Here is a 15,913-nt window from a genome sequence, read left to right as displayed (position 1 = left end):
CGCGCCGCGCACCGCCATGGGCGCATTCACCCGTGCGGCGGCGGCGCGGCGGGCGAAGCCGCGTGGAGCGGGAAGTCGGCCGGGCCGACTTCCCGTGCGCACGCCCGCTCCCCCGCCCGGCCGACGACCCCGCCCTCTACTCGACGACCTCGGCCTTCTCGATGACCACGTCCTCCTTGGGGACGTCCTGGTGGCCGCTCCTGGAGCCGGTGGGCACGGTCTTGACGGCGTCCACGACGTCCTGGCCCTCGACCACCTCGCCGAAGACGGCGTAGCCCCAGCCCTGGGCGTTCTTGCCGCTGTGGTCGAGGAAGTCGTTGTCGGCGACGTTGATGAAGAACTGGGCGGTGGCCGAGTGCGGGTCCCCGGTGCGGGCCATCGCGACGGTGTACGTGAGGTTCTTCAGGCCGTTGTCGGCCTCGTTCTGGATGGGGGCGCGGGTCTTCTTCTGCTTCATGCCGGGCTCCATCCCGCCGCCCTGGACCATGAAGCCGTTGATGACCCGGTGGAAGACCGTCCCGTCGTAGAAGCCGTCCCGGACGTACTGGAGGAAGTTCTCCACCGTTGCCGGGGCCTTCTCCGCGTCGAGGCGCAGGACGATGGCGCCGTGGTTGGTGCTCAGTTTGACCTTCGACACGATGACCTCACTGTACGGGTTGCGGCGGCTACGGAGTGCTCACGCGCATTGTGGCAGGAGGGACGGCCGGGCACCGTCGAGGCGCTTCAGTTGGCGAGGGTGAAGTCGCCGCCGACGGGGGCGGCGAGCTTGTCGATGCCGGTGAGGGCGGTGAGGGTGGGCACCGGGGTGCTGCTGTCGGCGGTGGTGCCGTCGCCGAGCTGGCCGGAGCCGTTGCTGCCCCAGGAGTGCACGGTGCTGGTCCCGGACAGGGCCACGGTGTGCTCCCGGCCGCCGGCCACCAGCCGTACGCCGCTGAGGCCGGGGACGGTGACGGGGGTGACGCGGAAGACGGTGGTGCCGTCGCCGAGTTGGCCGGCGGTGTTCTGGCCCCAGGCCTTGAGGCGGTGGTCGGTGTCGACGACGGCCATGCTGTGGTTGCAGCCGGCCGCGATCCGGGTGACCCCGCCGGTCCAGGCCCCGTGGGTGGTGACGGGGGTGTAGCGGTTGATGGTGGTGTTGTCGCCGAGCTGGCCGGTGGCGTTGTAGCCCCAGGCCTTCACGGCGGCGCCGGTGCCGGGTGTGCCGACCAGGACGAGGTTGTGGCTGGCGCCGGCGGCGATCCGGCTGACGCCGGTCAGTCCGACGACCCGCGCGGGGAGGCCGCGGTTGGTCGAAGTTCCGTCGCCCAGCTGGCCGTTGCTGTTGTAGCCCCAGGCCCAGACGGTGCCGTCCTCGCGCAGCGCGAGGCTGTGGTGGAGGCCGGCTGCGATGGCGACGACCTTGTGGAGGCCCTCGACCCGCACCGGGACGCCGCTGTCGGCGCCGGTGCCGTTGCCGAGCTGGCCGTGGGTGTTCTGGCCCCAGGCCAGGACGGTGCCGTCGGCGAGCAGGGCGAGGCTGTGAGCGCCGCCGGCGGCGATGTCGGTGGCGTCGGCGAGACCGGCCACCTGGCCGGGCGCGTTGTGGCTGAACACCGTGCCGTCGCCGAGCTGGCCCGAGCCGTTGACGCCCCAGGACTGCACCGTGCGGTCGGCGAGCAGGGCCAGCCCGTGGCCGAGGGTGGCACCGGCCCCGCCGGCGGCGATCTTCACCACGTCGGCGCTGGTCAGCCCGAGCACGGCGGTGGCCGTGGTGCGGAGGTCGGCCCAGGTGCCGTCCCCGAGCTGGCCGGAGCGGTTGTTGCCCCAGGACTTCAGGCGCTTCTCTGCCATGCGACAATGCCTCTTTACTTGTATGACAATAAGTCAAATCGTCGACATGTCAGACCTGTTGACGAGTCCACGATCATGGACCGACGCTACCCACGCGCACGTCACCGGCACGGGAAACGGCGGCGCCGGCCACTCGATCGGGTGACGGCGGCCCTCCGGCGCGGCTGACGGCCGTACGTCCCGCAGCGCGTGGCGGCGTGGCACGGGGCGCGGGGCACGTACCGCGGGACTACGGCTCAGCGGGTGCGGAAGGCCTGCCGGTAGGCACCGGGGGTGGTGCCGGTGCGGGCGCGGAAGCGGCGGCGCAGGTTGACGGCGGAGGTCAGGCCGACGCGGGCGGCGATCGCGTCGACGGGCAGGTCGGTGTCCTCCAGCAGGACCCGGGCCGCGGCCAGCCGGCGGGCGAGCAGCCAGGCGCCCGGGCTGGTGCCGAGCTGGTCGGCGAAACGCCGGGCCAGGGTGCGGGGCGAGACGCCGAGGCGGGCGGCCAGGGCCTCGACCGACAGGGGCGCGCCGAGGCGCTCGTCGGCCCAGGCGAGCAGGCCGTCCAGCGCCTGCCCCGACGACACCGGCACCGGCGGTGACGGCGGTGACGGCGGTGACGGCGACAGCGGCGACAGCGGCGACGCCGGCGCCGGCGCGTACGGCGTGCGGTCGTCGTCGGGGTGCGGCGCCATCGCCATGTGCCGGGCCAGCGCGGCGGCGTGGGCGGCGCCGTGGTCGCGCCGGACCAGGTGCAGGCACAGGTCGAGGCCGGCGCCGGCGCCCGCGCTGGTGGCGACGTCGCCGTGGTCCACGTAGCGCCGGTACGGCTCGACCCGGATCCGGGGGTACGCGCGGCGCAGCTGGTCGGCGCGGGCCCGGTGGGTGGTGGCGGTGCGGCCGTCGAGCAGTCCGGTGCGGGCCAGGGCGAACACTCCGGAGCAGATGGCGGTCAGCCGGGCCCCGCGGGCGTGTGCCCGCAGCAGGGCGCGGCGCACGGGGTCGGCGAGGGGTTCGTCCACGGGCAGCCAGCCGGGGACGATCACGGTGTCGGCGGTGTCGAGCGCGTCGAGGCCGTGCGGCACGGACATGGTGTAGCCGCCGGTGGTGGGCACCGGGCCGGGGACCTGCGTGCAGGTGGCGAAGGTGTAGTGCTGCGGCAGGCCGGGTCTCGGTGTGCCGAAGACTTCGGCGGCGCAGCCGAGTTCGAAGGTCGACTGGACGGGCCGGACCAGGGCCACCACGCGGTGCATGGCAGGAAAGTACCCCAGGGTGTCGCGGTGGGGCCTGTCCGGGCCGGCCGGGGCGCGGCACCGTTGCGGGCATGTATCCGGAGATCCTTGCCCAGCAGGGCTACATGTCCGTGTCCGTCGACGAGTCCCCGGTCCGCGAGCTGTTCCCCGGTGTCCGGCTGCGGGCGCTGTGGCGGGGGCCGGACGGTGCGCACGCCCATGTGCTGGAGATGGCGGCGGGCTCCGGCTGGCCGCACCGTGACGTCCACGAGCCGGGGCCGGAGGAGGTGTTCGTGGTGGCGGGCGTCTTCAGCGACGGGGCGCGGGACTACCCGGCCGGTACGTTCCTGCACGCTCCGGCGGGGTCGTGGCACGTGCCGTCGACGGCCGTCGGCTGCACGCTGTTCGTGTTCTACCCGCAGGGGTAGGGCCGCGGGGCGCGGGGGCGGGGCGGGGCGGGGACGGGGCGGGAGGCCGCCGGGGGCCGCCGGGGGCCTCCGGGGTCGGGCTTCCCGCCCCGCGCCGGGCCGGTCAGGAGCCGGGGCTCAGCGAGGCGTTGACGTCCTTGAGGAACTCGGCGACGGGGCGGCCGAGCAGGTCGGAGCTGTCGAGGGAGACGCCGTAGCGGTTCTCCAGGTCGGCGAGGACGCCCAGCACGCCCAGGGAGTCGACGCCGAGGTCGAGGAACATGCGGCCGGGGTCGGCGAGTTCCTCGGCGGTGACCTGGACGCCGGCGCGGGTCCTGACCAGGGTGGCCAGTTCCTCGTAGGTGATCTCCGTGGCCATCGGGCCCTCCGGGGGTGCGTGGGTGGCAGGGCCGACGGCGGTCGGGTCGTTCAACGGGTGGCCCTGTGGGCGCAGTTGTACGTGACCCGGAGGCGCCCGGTCCAGCTCGTTCACTCGTACGTGTGCGGGCTTCACGGGGATGGTCGGGGCGGCCCGCCGCGGCCCCTCCCCCGGGTTGTCGGAGCCGCGTTCCGGCGCGCCGGTCGACGGACCGGCGGGCGGTCAGGCGGCGAGCAGCGGGGCGAGTTCGGCGGCCCACTCGGGGTGGAGGGCGACCTTCTCCTCGTGCAGGGCGAGGACCTGGGCGGCGAGGTCGGGGGCCGGGTCGTCGGACAGGTCGGGGCCGATGGCGATGCGGGCCAGGTGCGGCATGATCTGCGGGTCCCCGGCGAGGTGGACCGGGTCGTGCATGTAGCGGCGCAGGGCCGGCAGGTCGGGGATGGCGACGCAGTAGGCGTGGGTGAATCCGCCGGTGGCGTCGAGGCTCCGGCCGACGGTGGAGAAGGCGACCGACTCGACGGAGGCGGTGCGGCGCATGACGGCGAGGACGTGTGCGCGGTCCTCCTCGGTGGCGGTCTCCTTGAACGCGAAGCGCAGCATGTGGATGATCACGCGTCTCTCCCTCGAACGTGAACTCGGGATTGAACTCTCTGGTTCAGAAATCTGGTCTTTAGGGTTCGGGCTCTAGACTGAACCCATGGGTTCAGAAGTGTCAACGGGCGCCGGGCGAACGGGCCGTGGGCAGAAGCAGCTGCAGACGCAGCGGCAGACGGAGCGGCGGCAGGCGATCCTGGACGGCGCGTTCGCGGTCTTCGCGCGGCGCGGCTACGCGCAGGCCTGCGTGCAGGAGATCGCGGGCGAGGCGGGGGTGGCCAAGCCGACCGTCTACAGCCACCTGGCCGACAAGGAGAGCCTCTACCGCGAGGCCGTCGAGGCGGCGGCCGAGCGCGTCGGCGTCCGGGCGGTGGCCGCCGTCGAACCGTTGCGCTCGGCCGCCGCAGCGGACGCCGCCGACCTGCGGGCGGCCCTCACCTCGGCCGCGCACGCCCTGCTGCTGGCCATCTGCTGCCAGGAGTCCCGCACGGTACGGCAGTTGGCCTGTGCGCAGGCCGTCCAGTTCCCCGGCCTCGCGGCCGCCGTGCGCGAGCGCGTGCTGCTGCGCCCGCACGCCGCCCTCGCCGACCGCACGGCCCGCCTCGTCCTGGCCGGCCGGCTGCGCCCCTGCGACCCCGACCGCGCCGCCGAGCACCTCCTCGCCCTGCTGACCGGGCCCCTGGAGCACCGGCCGGACGCGGACGTGCGGGAGGTGGCCGCCGAGGCGGTGGACGTCTTCCTGCGCGCCTACGGCGCCTGAGCCCGGGGCCGGGGCGCACGGACGGCGGGCGGGCTCCGGTGAGGGCGGCGGGTGCGGCACAGGCACTGCCGATGGCGGCCATCAGCGGTACCTCCGCCCGGGACGCCGGGACGGCGGGGTGCGGGGGCGTGGTTCGCCGGAGGGCCCGGCGCCCGTGGCCCGGCGGGCTCAGGCCGCGCCGAAGTGCCGTTTGGTGTCGGCGACCAGCGTCCGCTGGAAGGCCGCCCCGGGCATGTCGGTCAGTGCCGCGGGGCGGCGCAGCAGTGGGGCCGGCTCGTAGGCGAAGGTCCAGGTGAAGCGGGTGCCGCCGCCCGGGAGGGGTTCGAGGAGGTAGTCCTCGCCGAAGCGCCGGTAGAGCGGCAGGGAGGCCTCGGTGACGCAGAACGCGTGCCGCGTGCCCTCCTCCCAGAGCGTGAACTCCTCGCGCAGCCGCAGCGTCCCGAGCGCGGTGATCTCCCGGGTGGTGCCGACGCCGTGCGGGGCCGGTGAGGTGTAGCGGCCGCCGGCCAGGCCCCGGCACCAGGACAGCGGTGCCGGGCCGGCGAGCCCCGCCCACACGCTCCGCGGTGCCACCGGCAGGTCCATCACGTGGCGGTGGCGGTGCGGGGCGGTGTCGAAGAAGGAGGCGTCGAAGCGCTCCAGTGCGAACCAGGGCATCGGGGCCTCCTCGTGGCGGGTCGGGGGACGCGCCCGAGCGTACCGGGCAGGGGAACCGGGCTCCCCGTCAGGTCGGGCGCCCCGTCGGGCCGAACCGGGCCGCCGGGGCCGGGGCCGTCAGGCGATGCGGTGGGCCAGGCCCGGGTAGTCGGCGACCAGGCCGTCCGCGTCCAGCAGCAGGTCCGCCCGGTAGTCGCCGGAGGCGTAGCGGACGGTGGCGCCTCCGTCCTCGTGGCGGCGCAGGTGGGTGTAGGTCTGGCGGGAGGGCACGACGACCAGCTCGGGCACCCGGATCCAGGCCATCAGGAAGTGGTGCTCGCCCGGGCCGCGGTGGAGGGCGTGGCGCAGCACGGGCGGGGTGTTGGTGAGCGGGGACAGGCCGAGGTCGCAGTCGAGGGCGCCGTCGAGGTCGGGGCGCGGGGTGCCGTCGACGGTCCAGCGGCCGGTGGTCCCGTCGCGGCGCAGGTCGAGGGTGCGGACGGTGTCGGGGGTGCGGGCGGTGACGTGCATGCGGCGGGTGGTGAAGCCGTCGCCGGTGTCGAGTTCGTAGTCGAGCCAGTACGGGGCCGGTTCGGCGGCGGCGACGCGGCCGCGGGCGGTCAGGGCGGTGGGGCGCAGGTCGATCCAGGAGGTCTCCAGGCCGGCGGTCTCGGTGACCCGCCAGGTGGGTGCGGCGGTGCGGGCGGCGGGGCGGTGCGGGTCGGGGGCGGTGCGGCTGTTCATTCGTGCACGGTACTGCCGGGTGCCGACAGCGGACCCGACGGACCGTCAACGCGGGGGGTTCATTCGTTCGGGTGAGGGTGGGGGCGGGGCGTGCCTCGTGCGGGGCGGGGCGGGGTTCGGGGCGGCGGCGGGCCCGGTCCCGGGCTCTCCATAATCGCGTGGGTGATCACATCCTGTGACGAAGCGGTGGCCCGGCTGCGGGCCCTGCCCGGACTGTCGTGCTGTGCCCGCCCCTTGAACGTGCTGCCGCTGCTGCGCACCGGCTGCCTGTCCGCGGTGGTGAGCGTGGAGGGCCCGGACGCGGGCTGGGCGGGCGAGTTCGGGGCCACCTTCCATGCGCTGGAACCGGACCGGGGGGTGCGCGACCACACCTCGGCGGGGGCCGGGGTCCACGCGGTGCTGCGCGCGATCGCCGGCGCCCCGGGCGAGGACGCGGACGCGGCGGGCGGCGGCTGGCGGGGCCGGGAACTGGCGCTGCTGCCCTACTCGGCGATGAAAGCCGAGTGGCGCACGGCACTCGGCGCGCTCGGCACCCGCCTGCTGGAGCCGCCCTCGCACGTGGACCTGCCGATGCTGGGCGACAAGCGGGCGCAGCGCGCGTGGCTGCGGTCGGTGGGGGCCGCGACCCCGCCGGACGCGGTGGTCCCGGCGCTCGACCACCGGGAGCTGCGCCGCCGCTTCGGGTCCCCCTACGTGGTGCAGACGCCGGTGGGCTCCAGCGGCAAGGGCACCCACCTGGTCGTCGACGAGGCGGACCTGCGCCCGATCCGCCGGGTCGGCGGCGGGCCCTGGCTGGTGAGCGGCTACGTCGAGGGCGTCGCGGTCAACCTGCACGTCCTGGTCTCGGCGGACAGCGCGGTGCGGGTGCTGCGCCCGTCCGTCCAGCTGACCCGTATCGAGGGTGTCGGCGCGCCCTTCGGCGCCTACTCCGGCTGCGACTTCGCGGCCCCCGCCCTGCTGTCGCCGCTCGCCCTGGCCCGGGCCGGCACCGCGGCGCGGCGCGTCGGCGAGGCGCTGGCCGCGCTCGGCTACCGGGGCCTGTTCGGCGCCGACTTCGTCCTGGACGGCGAGCGCCCGCTGCTGCTGGAGCTCAACTGCCGTATGCAGGGCTCGACCTGGCTGCTGGGCGAGCTCGAACTGGCCGAGCACGCGCTGCCGTCCGCGCTGCGCCACGTCCTGGAGCTCTACGGGCACGCCACCGGCGGCGAGCCGCGCACGGACGCGGCGGGCGCCGTGCAGCTGGTGGTGCGGCACACCGGCGCCCCGGTGCGGGTGGCGGCGGCGCCCGGGGGCGGTCTGCACCGGCTCAAGGACGGGCGGCTGCGGTACTGCGGCGCCGGGTTCGGCCTGCTGGAGTGCGGGCCCGACGACTGCGTGCTGCTGCAACTCCCCTCCCCCGGGACGGTGTTGCTCCCCGGGGTGCCGCTCGCCCGGGTCGTGGCCCGGCACCCGCTGACCACCCCGGACGGCACCGCGCTCACCGCGCCCGGACGGCGGCTGGTGGACGCCCTGCGCGCGGGCTTCGTCCTCGAACCCCTCGACGAACCCGTGGGATCCGCCGTCCCCTGCGCGTCGCGATGAGGAGACCCGTGCCGAGGACACCCGTGCCGAGGACGCCCGTGCCGAGGACACCGGTGCCGCTGTACGTCCGCGCCGCAGTGCCCGCCGACCTGCCCCGGCTGGCCGCCCTGCGGGCGGAGGCCGCCGCCTGGATCGCGCTGGAGCACGGCTCGGCCCAGTGGTCGGCCCCGTACGACGCCGAGCGCGGCCTGACGCTGATCGCCCGGGGCGCGACGGTGGTCGCCGCGCTGGCGCCGCAGGGCGAGGCCGTCGCCACCGTGACGCTGCGCCCCACCGGCAGCCCCCGCCTGTGGAGCGGCGAGGAACTCGCCCGCCCGGCCCGCTACGTGAGCTCCTTCACGGTGGACCGCCGGTACGCCGGGCGCGGCATCGGCGCCCGGCTGGGCGACTGGGCCGCCTGGCGGGCCGCGCGGGCGGGCGCCGGGCTGCTGCGGGCGAACGTGTGGAGCGACAACGCCGCCCTGCACGCCTACTACCGTGCGCAGGGCTGGCGTTGGGTGCGCACGGTGGCCCACAGCCGCAGCGGCGCCCTGTTCGAGCGCGCCACGAGCGCGGTGGCGCCGCCGCGGATCCACGAGGCGGGCCGCGTGCGGGCGTGAGCCGTGCCGTGCCCGTCCGTGCCGGACCGCCCGTGCCGGAGCGCAGGGGCGCGCCGCGCAGGCCCCGGCCGGGCCGGCCGGTGGCTGCTGTACCGGCCCGCCCCACCCCGCCGCCCCGGGCCCGTCGCCCCCCTGCGACGTCGCCCGGGTGGCGCAGCGGGGCGGGCCGGTACGGGCGGGTCGTGTTAGCAATGGCCGGAGGGGGCGGGGGGTGTCCACGCGGACGCACGCGAAGCACTGGAGACCGGAGACCGTCGTGTCGCACCACCTCAGCGGACCGAACCTGCGCTCACCGGAGGGTGACGCGCGCCTGGATCTGACCGACCTGTTCGCCTTCGCCTCGCCGGAGCCGGGCCGGACGGTGCTGATCATGAACGTGAACCCGGTCGCACCCAGTGGCGGGCAGGCCTTCCATCCGGAGGCGGTGTACCGGATCGACATCGACACCGACGGCGACCAGCGGGCCGACATCGCGTACAGCTTCACCTTCTCCGAGCCGGTGGGCGGGGCGCAGAGCATGACGGTGCGGCGCACCACCGGCGAGGGGGCGCGCGGGCACGAGGCGACCGGTGAGGTGCTGGTGTCGCGGGCGCCGGTGAGTTTCACGGGCACCCCTGCGGTGGTGGAGGCGGGGTCGTACCGGGTGAGTGCGGGGCTGCGCAGCGACCCGTTCTTCGCGGACCTGGACGGGATCGTGAAGGACTTCCAGTGGACGGGGGTGGACTGGGGCGCGGACAAGAACGTCTTCGGGATCGTGCTGGAGGCGCCGGACGCGGCGTTCGGCGAGGCGCCGGAGATCGGGGTGTGGGCGCGGGTGAGCGTGCGCAAGGACGGTCGGCTGGTGTCGGTGGACCGGGGTGCGCATCCGTCGCTGACGGCGTACTTCAACGAGGAGGACGTGAAGGACGCGTACAACGCCGGGGAGCCGGTGGACGACTGGGTGACCTACCGTGATCCGTGGACGGCGAAGCTGCAGCACTTCGGCGGGTACACCACGGACGCGGCGCACGCGCAGCTGCGGATCGTGCTGCCGGACGTCCTGCGCTACGACCGGGCCCGCCCGGCCGTCTACCCGAACGGGCGCTCGCTGACCGACGACGTGACCTCGGCGCGGCTGACGATGCTCACCGACGGCAAGGTGTCCGGTGACCACATCGGGCCGCACACCGATCTGCTGCCGGCCTTCCCGTACCTGGGCCACCCGCACTGACCTCGGGGCCGGGCCGGCGGGACGCCGGTTCCGTGGAGCGCCGGTTCCGTGGGGGGGCGCCCGACTCGCGGGGGGTTCCCGGCTCGTTGGGGGGGGCGCCCGGCTCGTGGGGCAAGCAGGCGCGCCCCTGTCAGATGTCAGGGACCGCTGCGGGCGCCGGATTCCTAGGCTGACGGGCACCGGACGGACGGGTCGTCCGTCCTCGTACCAGCCAAGGGAGAACCACTCATGCGCAGGATCACCCACGCCGTCGCCGCCCTGGCCATGGCCGCCGCCGCGCTGACCACGATGGGAGCCGGCAGTGCCGGCGCCGCGGCCGGCGACTGGGCGGGCTGCCCGTCCGGGGCGGTCTGCATCTACCCGCAGGACCAGGACCCGGCGGTCAGCCCCAGTGCCGTCTACCGGAGCTACGGCGCGCACAACCTGAGCGGCCAGTACGGAAACCACTGGGTGCTCAACAACCAGACCGGCGGCGCGCACGCCCACCTGTGCCGTGCCTCGGGCGGCGGTGACTGCGTCTACGACATCGCGGCGCAGCGCGGCGTGTACGACGACCTGGGTCCGATCAACTCGATCACGCTCGACCGTCCCTGACGTTTCGTCAGGTCCGAGCCGGGAGTGCCCGCCGTCCGAGGGGAGCGGCGGGCATTCCGCTTTCCCGCGCCGCGGGTGCGCCGCCCGTCCGAGGCGCGTTCACGAAGATAACGAATGGTGGTGGATTCCGGGGAGTTTGGTTTTACTTATTGACGTCATGTACGCGCCCAGGTTTAACTCCCCCCACCCCGCCGCGAAGCCGCGGCGATCCCAGGGAGAGGTATCCGATGAACGCCGTACTGCGTCGCGCCCTCGTCTCCACCGTGGGCCTCGCGCTGACCCTGTCCATGACCGCCGCGTGCGGGAAGGCCGGCGGCACCAAGAACGAGGCATCCGCCGCCGGCAACCCCGACGCCATCGGCCTGCTGCTGCCCGAGAACGCCTCCTCCGTGCGCTACGAGTCCTTCGACCGGCCGTTCATCGAGGCCAAGGTCAAGTCCCTGTGCGCGCAGTGCAAGGTGCTGTACAACAACGCCGAGGGCAGCGCGGCCAAGCAGAAGCAGCAGTTCGACACCCTGCTCACCCAGGGCGTCAAGGTGATCATCCTCGACCCGTACGACGCCGACTCCACCCAGAGCTGGGTCGAGGAGGCCGCCGCCAAGGGCGTCAAGGTCCTCGCCTACGACCGCCTGGCCAGCGGCCCGGTCGCCGCGTACACCTCCTTCGACAACGAGAAGGTCGGCGAACTCCAGGGCCGGGCCCTGCTGGACGCGCTCGGCCCGCAGGCCGCCGAGGCCAACATCGTCATGATCGACGGCGACGAGGCCGACCCGAACTCCGCCCAGTTCAAGTCCGGCGCGCACAAGGCCCTCGACGGGAAGATCAAGAAGGTCGTCTACGAGCAGTCCGGGCAGTGGAACGCCGCCGTCGCCGCGCAGAAGATCTCCGCCGCCGTCACCGAGTTCGGCAAGAACGGCTTCCAGGGCGTCTACTCCGCCAACGACGGCATGGCCGCCGCCATCATCACCCAGCTCAAGGGCGCCGGCATCAACATCCCCGTCGGCGGCCAGGACGCCAGCCTGGACGCCATCCAGCGCGTCGTGAACGGCGACCAGGCGTACACCATCTACAAGGCCTACCGCCCGATCACCGACACCGCCGCCGAACTGGCCGTCGCCCTGCTGCGGGGCAAGGACGTCAAGAGCATCGCCCCCGACAGCGTCGACAGCGCCACCGCCAAGAACATCCCGTCCAAGCTGCTGGACGCCAAGGTCGTCACCAAGGACACCATCGCCACCACCGTGGTGGCCGACGGCATCTACAAGGTCTCCGACATCTGCACCGCCGACTACGCCGCCGCGTGCGCCGCCGCCGGCCTCAAGTAGGCCCCCTTCCAGCAGGCCTCTCCAGCAGGCCCCTTCAGCAGGCCCTCTCCAGCAGGCCTCGGCTATCACACCAAGTAGCCGCTCCCCCAAGGTGGTTGTTCCCGTGACAGGCGCACCCGTCCTGCAGCTGCGCTCGGTCTCCAAGCGCTTCGGTGCCGTCCAGGCCCTCACCGACGTCGACCTCGCCGTCCACGCCGGCGAGGTGCTCGCCCTCGTCGGCGACAACGGCGCCGGCAAGTCCACCCTCGTCAAGACCATCGCCGGCGTCCACCCCGTGGACGAGGGCACCCTCGCCTGGCACGGCGAGCCGGTGCGCCTGGCCCGCCCCCAGGACGCCACCGCCCTCGGCATCGCGACCGTCTACCAGGACCTCGCGCTGTGCGACAACCTCGACGTCATCGCCAACCTCTTCCTCGGCCACGAGAAACGCCGCCGCGGCCTGCTCGACGAGGTCGCCATGGAACAGCACGCCCGCCGGCTGCTGGACACCCTCTCCATCCGCATCCCCGACGTGCGCACCCCCGTCGCCGCCCTGTCCGGCGGGCAGCGCCAAGTGGTGGCCATCGCCCGCGCCCTGGTCGGCGAACCGGCCCTGGTCGTCCTGGACGAGCCCACCGCGGCCCTCGGCGTCGAACAGACCGCCCAGGTCCTCGACCTGGTGGAGCGGCTGCGCGGGCAGGGCCTGGCGGTCGTGCTGGTCAGCCACAACATGGCCGACGTACGGGCGGTGGCCGACACCGTCGCCGTCCTGCGCCTGGGCCGCAACAACGGCGTCTTCCCGGTTGCCGGCACCACCCAGGAGCAGATCGTCGCCGCGATCACCGGCGCCACCGACAACGCCCACGCCCGCCGGGCCCGCCGCACCGGGCACACCGAGGAGGCCGAGGCCGTATGAGCACCCCCGAAGCACCCGCCCCTGCCACCGCCCCCGCCACCGCGGCCACGCCGGACCCCAGGCTGCACAGCACCGAACCGGGCTGGGCCGGCCAACTGCGCGCCGCCCGCCGGCGCCTGGCCTCCGGCGAGCTCGGCTCGCTGCCGGTCGTCGTCGGCCTGGTCGTCATCGCCGTCGTCTTCCAGTCCGTCACCCACCACTTCCTGCAGGCCGACAACCTCACCAACATCACCCGCTTCATCGCCGGGCCCGGCCTCATCGCGGTCGGTGTCGTCTTCGTGCTGATCCTCGGCGAGATCGACCTCTCCCTCGGCTCGGTCGCCGGCGCCGGCGCCGCCATCGCGGCGGTGCTGACGGTGCGCCAGGGCTGGAGCGAGTGGGTGGCGATCCTCGCCGCCCTCGGCGCGGCCTGCGTCATGGGGCTGCTGCACGGCCTGTTCTTCGCCCGTGTCGGCGTGCCCGCCTTCGTGGTCACCCTCGCCGGGATGCTCGCCTGGAGCGGCCTGCAGGAGTACGTGCTCGGCGACGGCGGCACCGTCAACAACCGCCACGGCGGCGTCGTCGCCGGCCTGGACAGCACCTTCCTCGGCGACGGCGACATCGCCTACGCCTGGGCCCTGGCCGTCCTCGCCCCCGTCCTCTACCTGGCCACCCGCCTGAACACCGCCCGCCGGCGCCGCGCCGCCGGCCTCACCGCACCCCCCGCCGCCGACAGCGCCGTGCGCGCCGCCGCCCTCGCCGTCCTCACCCTCGCCACCGCCTACACCCTCAACCAGGACCGCGGCCTGCCGCTGTCCCTGGTCGTCCTGCTCGGCGCCGTCCTCGCCACCGACTTCGTGCTGCGCCGCACCCGCTACGGCCGCCAGGTCTTCGCCGTCGGCGGCGGCGTCGAGGCCGCCCGGCGCGCGGGCGTCAACGTCGCCCGGGTACGGATCTCCGTCTTCGTGCTCTCCGCGTTCCTGGCTGGCCTGGGCGGCCTGTTCTACGCCTCCCAGCAGGGCTCCGCCGACAAGCAACTGGGCAGCGGCAACGTCCTGATGAGCGCCATCGCCGCGGCCGTCATCGGCGGCACCAGCCTCTTCGGGGGGCGCGGCAAGACCTGGTCCGCCCTGCTGGGCATCCTCGTCATCCAGTCCATCACCACCGGCCTGGACATGGTCCACGCCGCCCAGGCCATCCAGTACATGATCACCGGCGCGGTGCTGCTGGCCGCCGTCGTCCTCGACTCCCTCACCCGCCGCACCCGCAGCAGCAGCGGCCGCCGGTAGCGCCAGCCGGCCCGGCGGAACCCAGGCTCGGCGCCCCGCGATGCGGCGGGGCGCCGGGCCCTTTCGCAGCCCGCCTCCCACTCCGGAGCTTGCCTCCCGCTCCGGAGCTTGCCTCCCGCTCCGGAGCTTGCCTCCCACTCCGGCACCGCGGGAGGATCGGCCGATGTTCGAACTGCTCCCCGGCATCGGGGTCCAACTGCCGGGCGCAGCGGGCACCCTGCGGTTCGGCCTGGACGACCGGACGACCGCCGAGACCCTGGCCGGGCTCGGCCCGCTCCCGCCGAGGCCCGTACCCGACACGGTCCGGAGCCGCACCGCCCGCTGGGCGGACATCGAAGTGACCGCCAGTGCCGAGGAGCTGGACGGCGCCGAGGAGCTGGGCGGGGCCGGGGCGGAGCCCACCGAGCCTGTCCTGCGGTCCGTCGTGCTGAGCCGCGGCCGGTCGGCCTCACACGTGCCGGGCGGCACGCCCGTCGTCCTCGCCGACGTCGATCTCTTCGGGTACCCGGCGACCGAGGTGCTGGAGGCCCTGGGCGACGATCTGCCCGCGGAACTCTCGATCGCGCCGCAGGACCGGCACGGCTACCTGACGGCCGTCACCCTGCGAGCCACCCCGCCACCCCCGCCGGCAGGCCGACGGACCCGGGCCGCGGCGGAAGCCGTCGAGGTCGAACGCGCCCTCGGCGGCTACCAGTACCTGTGGACCACGGAACGTGACCGGTGGCAGCTCCACGAGAGCGGCGGCGGCCATGTGGTCCGGCGCCGGGACGCGCCGTGGACGCAACTGCTGATCTGCAACGACACCTTGGCGCAGCGGATCACTGCCGAGATGCTCGCAGCCGGCGTGGACGTCGTTCCGGAGCGGTTCTGAGCCCTCCCCGGCCCCTGTCGCGGGTCTGGGCCGAGCCGTCGACCGGGCCCGTGGTCGACCGAGCCCGTGCCCGGCCGAGCCGTCGACCGAGCCGTCGACCGGGCCCGTGACGGAGAGCCCGGTGGACGGCCGTCACCGCGGTTGCCGGGTCCCGAGCGCCCGGGCGAGCTGCCTGCCCTGCGCGGGTGTGATGCCGTGGGCGAGCTGCCGGGCGAACCGCGGGCTTCCCGGGACGTCGCACCGCAGGATCCCGGCGACGGCGCGCTCCCGCCCTGCCCGGGGCCGGGCCCATCGCCGGCCCTGCGGTGCGCTCCAGCGAGCGGGTGCCCAGCGCGGGTGCCGCAGGACGAAGGCGGCAAGGTGCGCCGCGTTCTCCGGGGGTGTCCCGACGGCGGCCAGCGCCGCCCGCACCACTTCGGCGGCGTCCGGCGGCAGTTGCGCGTCGCCGAGGGTCGGCAGCAGGAGCAGCAGCCGCACGGACGGGTCGTGCACACCGGGCGCGGCGCGGTCGGGCGTGCTCGCGACGTGGATCAGCTCCCGCCAGGACAGGCCCGGTCCCTGCTGGTGCTCCGGCTCCGGGAGGCGGGTGTCGACGGCGGCGAGACGGCCCCGCAACCGGCCCCAGTCGGGGTGGACGACCAGGTACTCCGTTCCCCACTCCGTGGGAAGGTCGCAGCTGTACACGTGCACCGCGTGCCCGCCGCCGAAGGGCAGGCGCACCTCCAGCCCCTCCAGCATCGCCGTCTCCCACACGGCGTCGGCCTCGGCGGCACCGGTACCGAACCACCCCGCGACCAGCTCGCGCTCGGTGTCGGCCACCGCGCAATGCCGTGTCAGGTAGGCGGCCCACCACTGCGGCCGGGCCGCTGTCCGCCCGCCATGTCCGTCGTCCAGCACCGGGTCAGGCTCTCACACCCTGTCGCGCAGGATCGGCGCCCCGACGGCCCGGTCGCGTTGGGGGGGGGGGCGGGGGGGGCGGCGGCGGGGCGGGGGGGGGGGGGGCCGC

General features: G+C 74.8%; 18 protein-coding genes. 10 read left to right on the top strand and 8 right to left on the bottom strand.

Annotated elements, in window-relative coordinates; all coding sequences use genetic code 11:
* Positions 1–136: 136 nt before the first annotated feature.
* The 3 genes from ACFVUY_RS29890 to ACFVUY_RS29880 form a co-directional block, all read right to left on the bottom strand.
* Positions 137–637 carry a peptidylprolyl isomerase gene (locus ACFVUY_RS29890; protein WP_387690516.1) on the bottom strand — a complete coding sequence of 167 codons (501 nt, stop codon included), beginning with the start codon at positions 635–637 and terminating at the stop codon, positions 137–139.
* A gap of 86 nt (positions 638–723) precedes the next feature.
* Complete coding sequence (locus ACFVUY_RS29885; protein ID WP_387735136.1) at positions 724–1,830, bottom strand: RCC1 domain-containing protein; 1,107 nt, start codon at positions 1,828–1,830, stop codon at positions 724–726.
* Positions 1,831–2,066: 236 nt separating this feature from the next.
* Complete coding sequence (locus ACFVUY_RS29880) at positions 2,067–3,065, bottom strand: helix-turn-helix domain-containing protein (protein WP_387735133.1); 999 nt, start codon at positions 3,063–3,065, stop codon at positions 2,067–2,069.
* A 71-nt stretch (positions 3,066–3,136) separates the two neighbouring features.
* Between ACFVUY_RS29880 and ACFVUY_RS29875 the strand changes: the two genes are divergently transcribed.
* Positions 3,137–3,472, top strand: coding sequence for a cupin domain-containing protein (locus ACFVUY_RS29875; RefSeq protein ID WP_387735131.1), 336 nt, complete (start codon positions 3,137–3,139; stop codon positions 3,470–3,472).
* A gap of 103 nt (positions 3,473–3,575) precedes the next feature.
* Here ACFVUY_RS29875 and ACFVUY_RS29870 read toward each other — a convergent pair whose 3' ends face one another.
* Both ACFVUY_RS29870 and ACFVUY_RS29865 read right to left on the bottom strand, forming a co-directional pair.
* Positions 3,576–3,830: an acyl carrier protein gene (locus tag ACFVUY_RS29870; RefSeq protein WP_387690523.1), complete on the bottom strand. Its 255-nt coding sequence runs from the start codon at positions 3,828–3,830 to the stop codon at positions 3,576–3,578.
* Between the two features lie 222 nt (positions 3,831–4,052).
* Positions 4,053–4,442 (bottom strand): Dabb family protein, encoded by a 390-nt coding sequence (locus ACFVUY_RS29865; RefSeq protein ID WP_387735128.1) that lies wholly within the window; start codon positions 4,440–4,442, stop codon positions 4,053–4,055.
* An 85-nt stretch (positions 4,443–4,527) separates the two neighbouring features.
* Between ACFVUY_RS29865 and ACFVUY_RS29860 the strand changes: the two genes are divergently transcribed.
* Positions 4,528–5,184: a TetR/AcrR family transcriptional regulator gene (locus ACFVUY_RS29860; RefSeq protein ID WP_387735125.1), complete on the top strand. Its 657-nt coding sequence runs from the start codon at positions 4,528–4,530 to the stop codon at positions 5,182–5,184.
* Between the two features lie 168 nt (positions 5,185–5,352).
* On the opposite strand, the gene ACFVUY_RS29855 is transcribed toward ACFVUY_RS29860, so the two are convergent.
* Together ACFVUY_RS29855 and ACFVUY_RS29850 are read right to left on the bottom strand one after the other, a co-directional pair.
* Positions 5,353–5,841 (bottom strand): SRPBCC family protein, encoded by a 489-nt coding sequence (locus tag ACFVUY_RS29855; protein WP_387735123.1) that lies wholly within the window; start codon positions 5,839–5,841, stop codon positions 5,353–5,355.
* Positions 5,842–5,958: 117 nt separating this feature from the next.
* Entirely contained in the window at positions 5,959–6,564 is a 606-nt protein-coding gene (locus ACFVUY_RS29850; RefSeq protein WP_387735120.1) for a putative glycolipid-binding domain-containing protein, read from the bottom strand.
* A gap of 162 nt (positions 6,565–6,726) precedes the next feature.
* On the opposite strand from ACFVUY_RS29850, the gene ACFVUY_RS29845 reads away from it, so the two are divergent.
* The 8 genes from ACFVUY_RS29845 (at position 6,727) to ACFVUY_RS29810 (ending at position 14,907) form a co-directional block, all read left to right on the top strand.
* Positions 6,727–8,145: an ATP-grasp domain-containing protein gene (locus tag ACFVUY_RS29845; protein ID WP_387735117.1), complete on the top strand. Its 1,419-nt coding sequence runs from the start codon at positions 6,727–6,729 to the stop codon at positions 8,143–8,145.
* Between the two features lie 8 nt (positions 8,146–8,153).
* Positions 8,154–8,744, top strand: a complete 591-nt coding sequence (locus tag ACFVUY_RS29840) for a GNAT family N-acetyltransferase (protein ID WP_387735115.1) — start codon at positions 8,154–8,156, stop codon at positions 8,742–8,744.
* 256 nt (positions 8,745–9,000) lie between these two features.
* Positions 9,001–9,954 (top strand): DUF4331 family protein, encoded by a 954-nt coding sequence (locus ACFVUY_RS29835; protein WP_387735113.1) that lies wholly within the window; start codon positions 9,001–9,003, stop codon positions 9,952–9,954.
* A gap of 228 nt (positions 9,955–10,182) precedes the next feature.
* Complete coding sequence (locus tag ACFVUY_RS29830; protein ID WP_387690533.1) at positions 10,183–10,548, top strand: hypothetical protein; 366 nt, start codon at positions 10,183–10,185, stop codon at positions 10,546–10,548.
* A 227-nt stretch (positions 10,549–10,775) separates the two neighbouring features.
* Complete coding sequence (locus ACFVUY_RS29825) at positions 10,776–11,873, top strand: sugar ABC transporter substrate-binding protein (protein WP_387690534.1); 1,098 nt, start codon at positions 10,776–10,778, stop codon at positions 11,871–11,873.
* Between the two features lie 103 nt (positions 11,874–11,976).
* On the top strand, positions 11,977–12,768 hold the full coding sequence (locus ACFVUY_RS29820) for an ATP-binding cassette domain-containing protein (RefSeq protein WP_387690536.1): 792 nt from the start codon (positions 11,977–11,979) through the stop codon (positions 12,766–12,768).
* Positions 12,765–14,036: a sugar ABC transporter permease gene (locus ACFVUY_RS29815; RefSeq protein ID WP_387690538.1), complete on the top strand. Its 1,272-nt coding sequence runs from the start codon at positions 12,765–12,767 to the stop codon at positions 14,034–14,036. Before ACFVUY_RS29820 ends, ACFVUY_RS29815 begins: the two co-directional genes overlap by 4 nt.
* Before the next feature lie 163 nt (positions 14,037–14,199).
* Positions 14,200–14,907 (top strand): hypothetical protein, encoded by a 708-nt coding sequence (locus ACFVUY_RS29810; RefSeq protein ID WP_387690540.1) that lies wholly within the window; start codon positions 14,200–14,202, stop codon positions 14,905–14,907.
* Between the two features lie 132 nt (positions 14,908–15,039).
* On the opposite strand, the gene ACFVUY_RS29805 is transcribed toward ACFVUY_RS29810, so the two are convergent.
* Positions 15,040–15,726 carry a hypothetical protein gene (locus tag ACFVUY_RS29805; RefSeq protein WP_387735110.1) on the bottom strand — a complete coding sequence of 229 codons (687 nt, stop codon included), beginning with the start codon at positions 15,724–15,726 and terminating at the stop codon, positions 15,040–15,042.
* Between the last annotated feature and the right edge of the window lie 187 nt (positions 15,727–15,913).

The organism is Kitasatospora sp. NPDC058063 (genome assembly GCF_042885395.1).
GTDB classification, from domain to species: Bacteria; Actinomycetota; Actinomycetes; order Streptomycetales; family Streptomycetaceae; genus Kitasatospora; species Kitasatospora lactacystinica.
The sequence above is the reverse complement of the archived record's forward strand: the minus strand, read 5'-3'. Positions and strand labels throughout refer to the sequence as shown.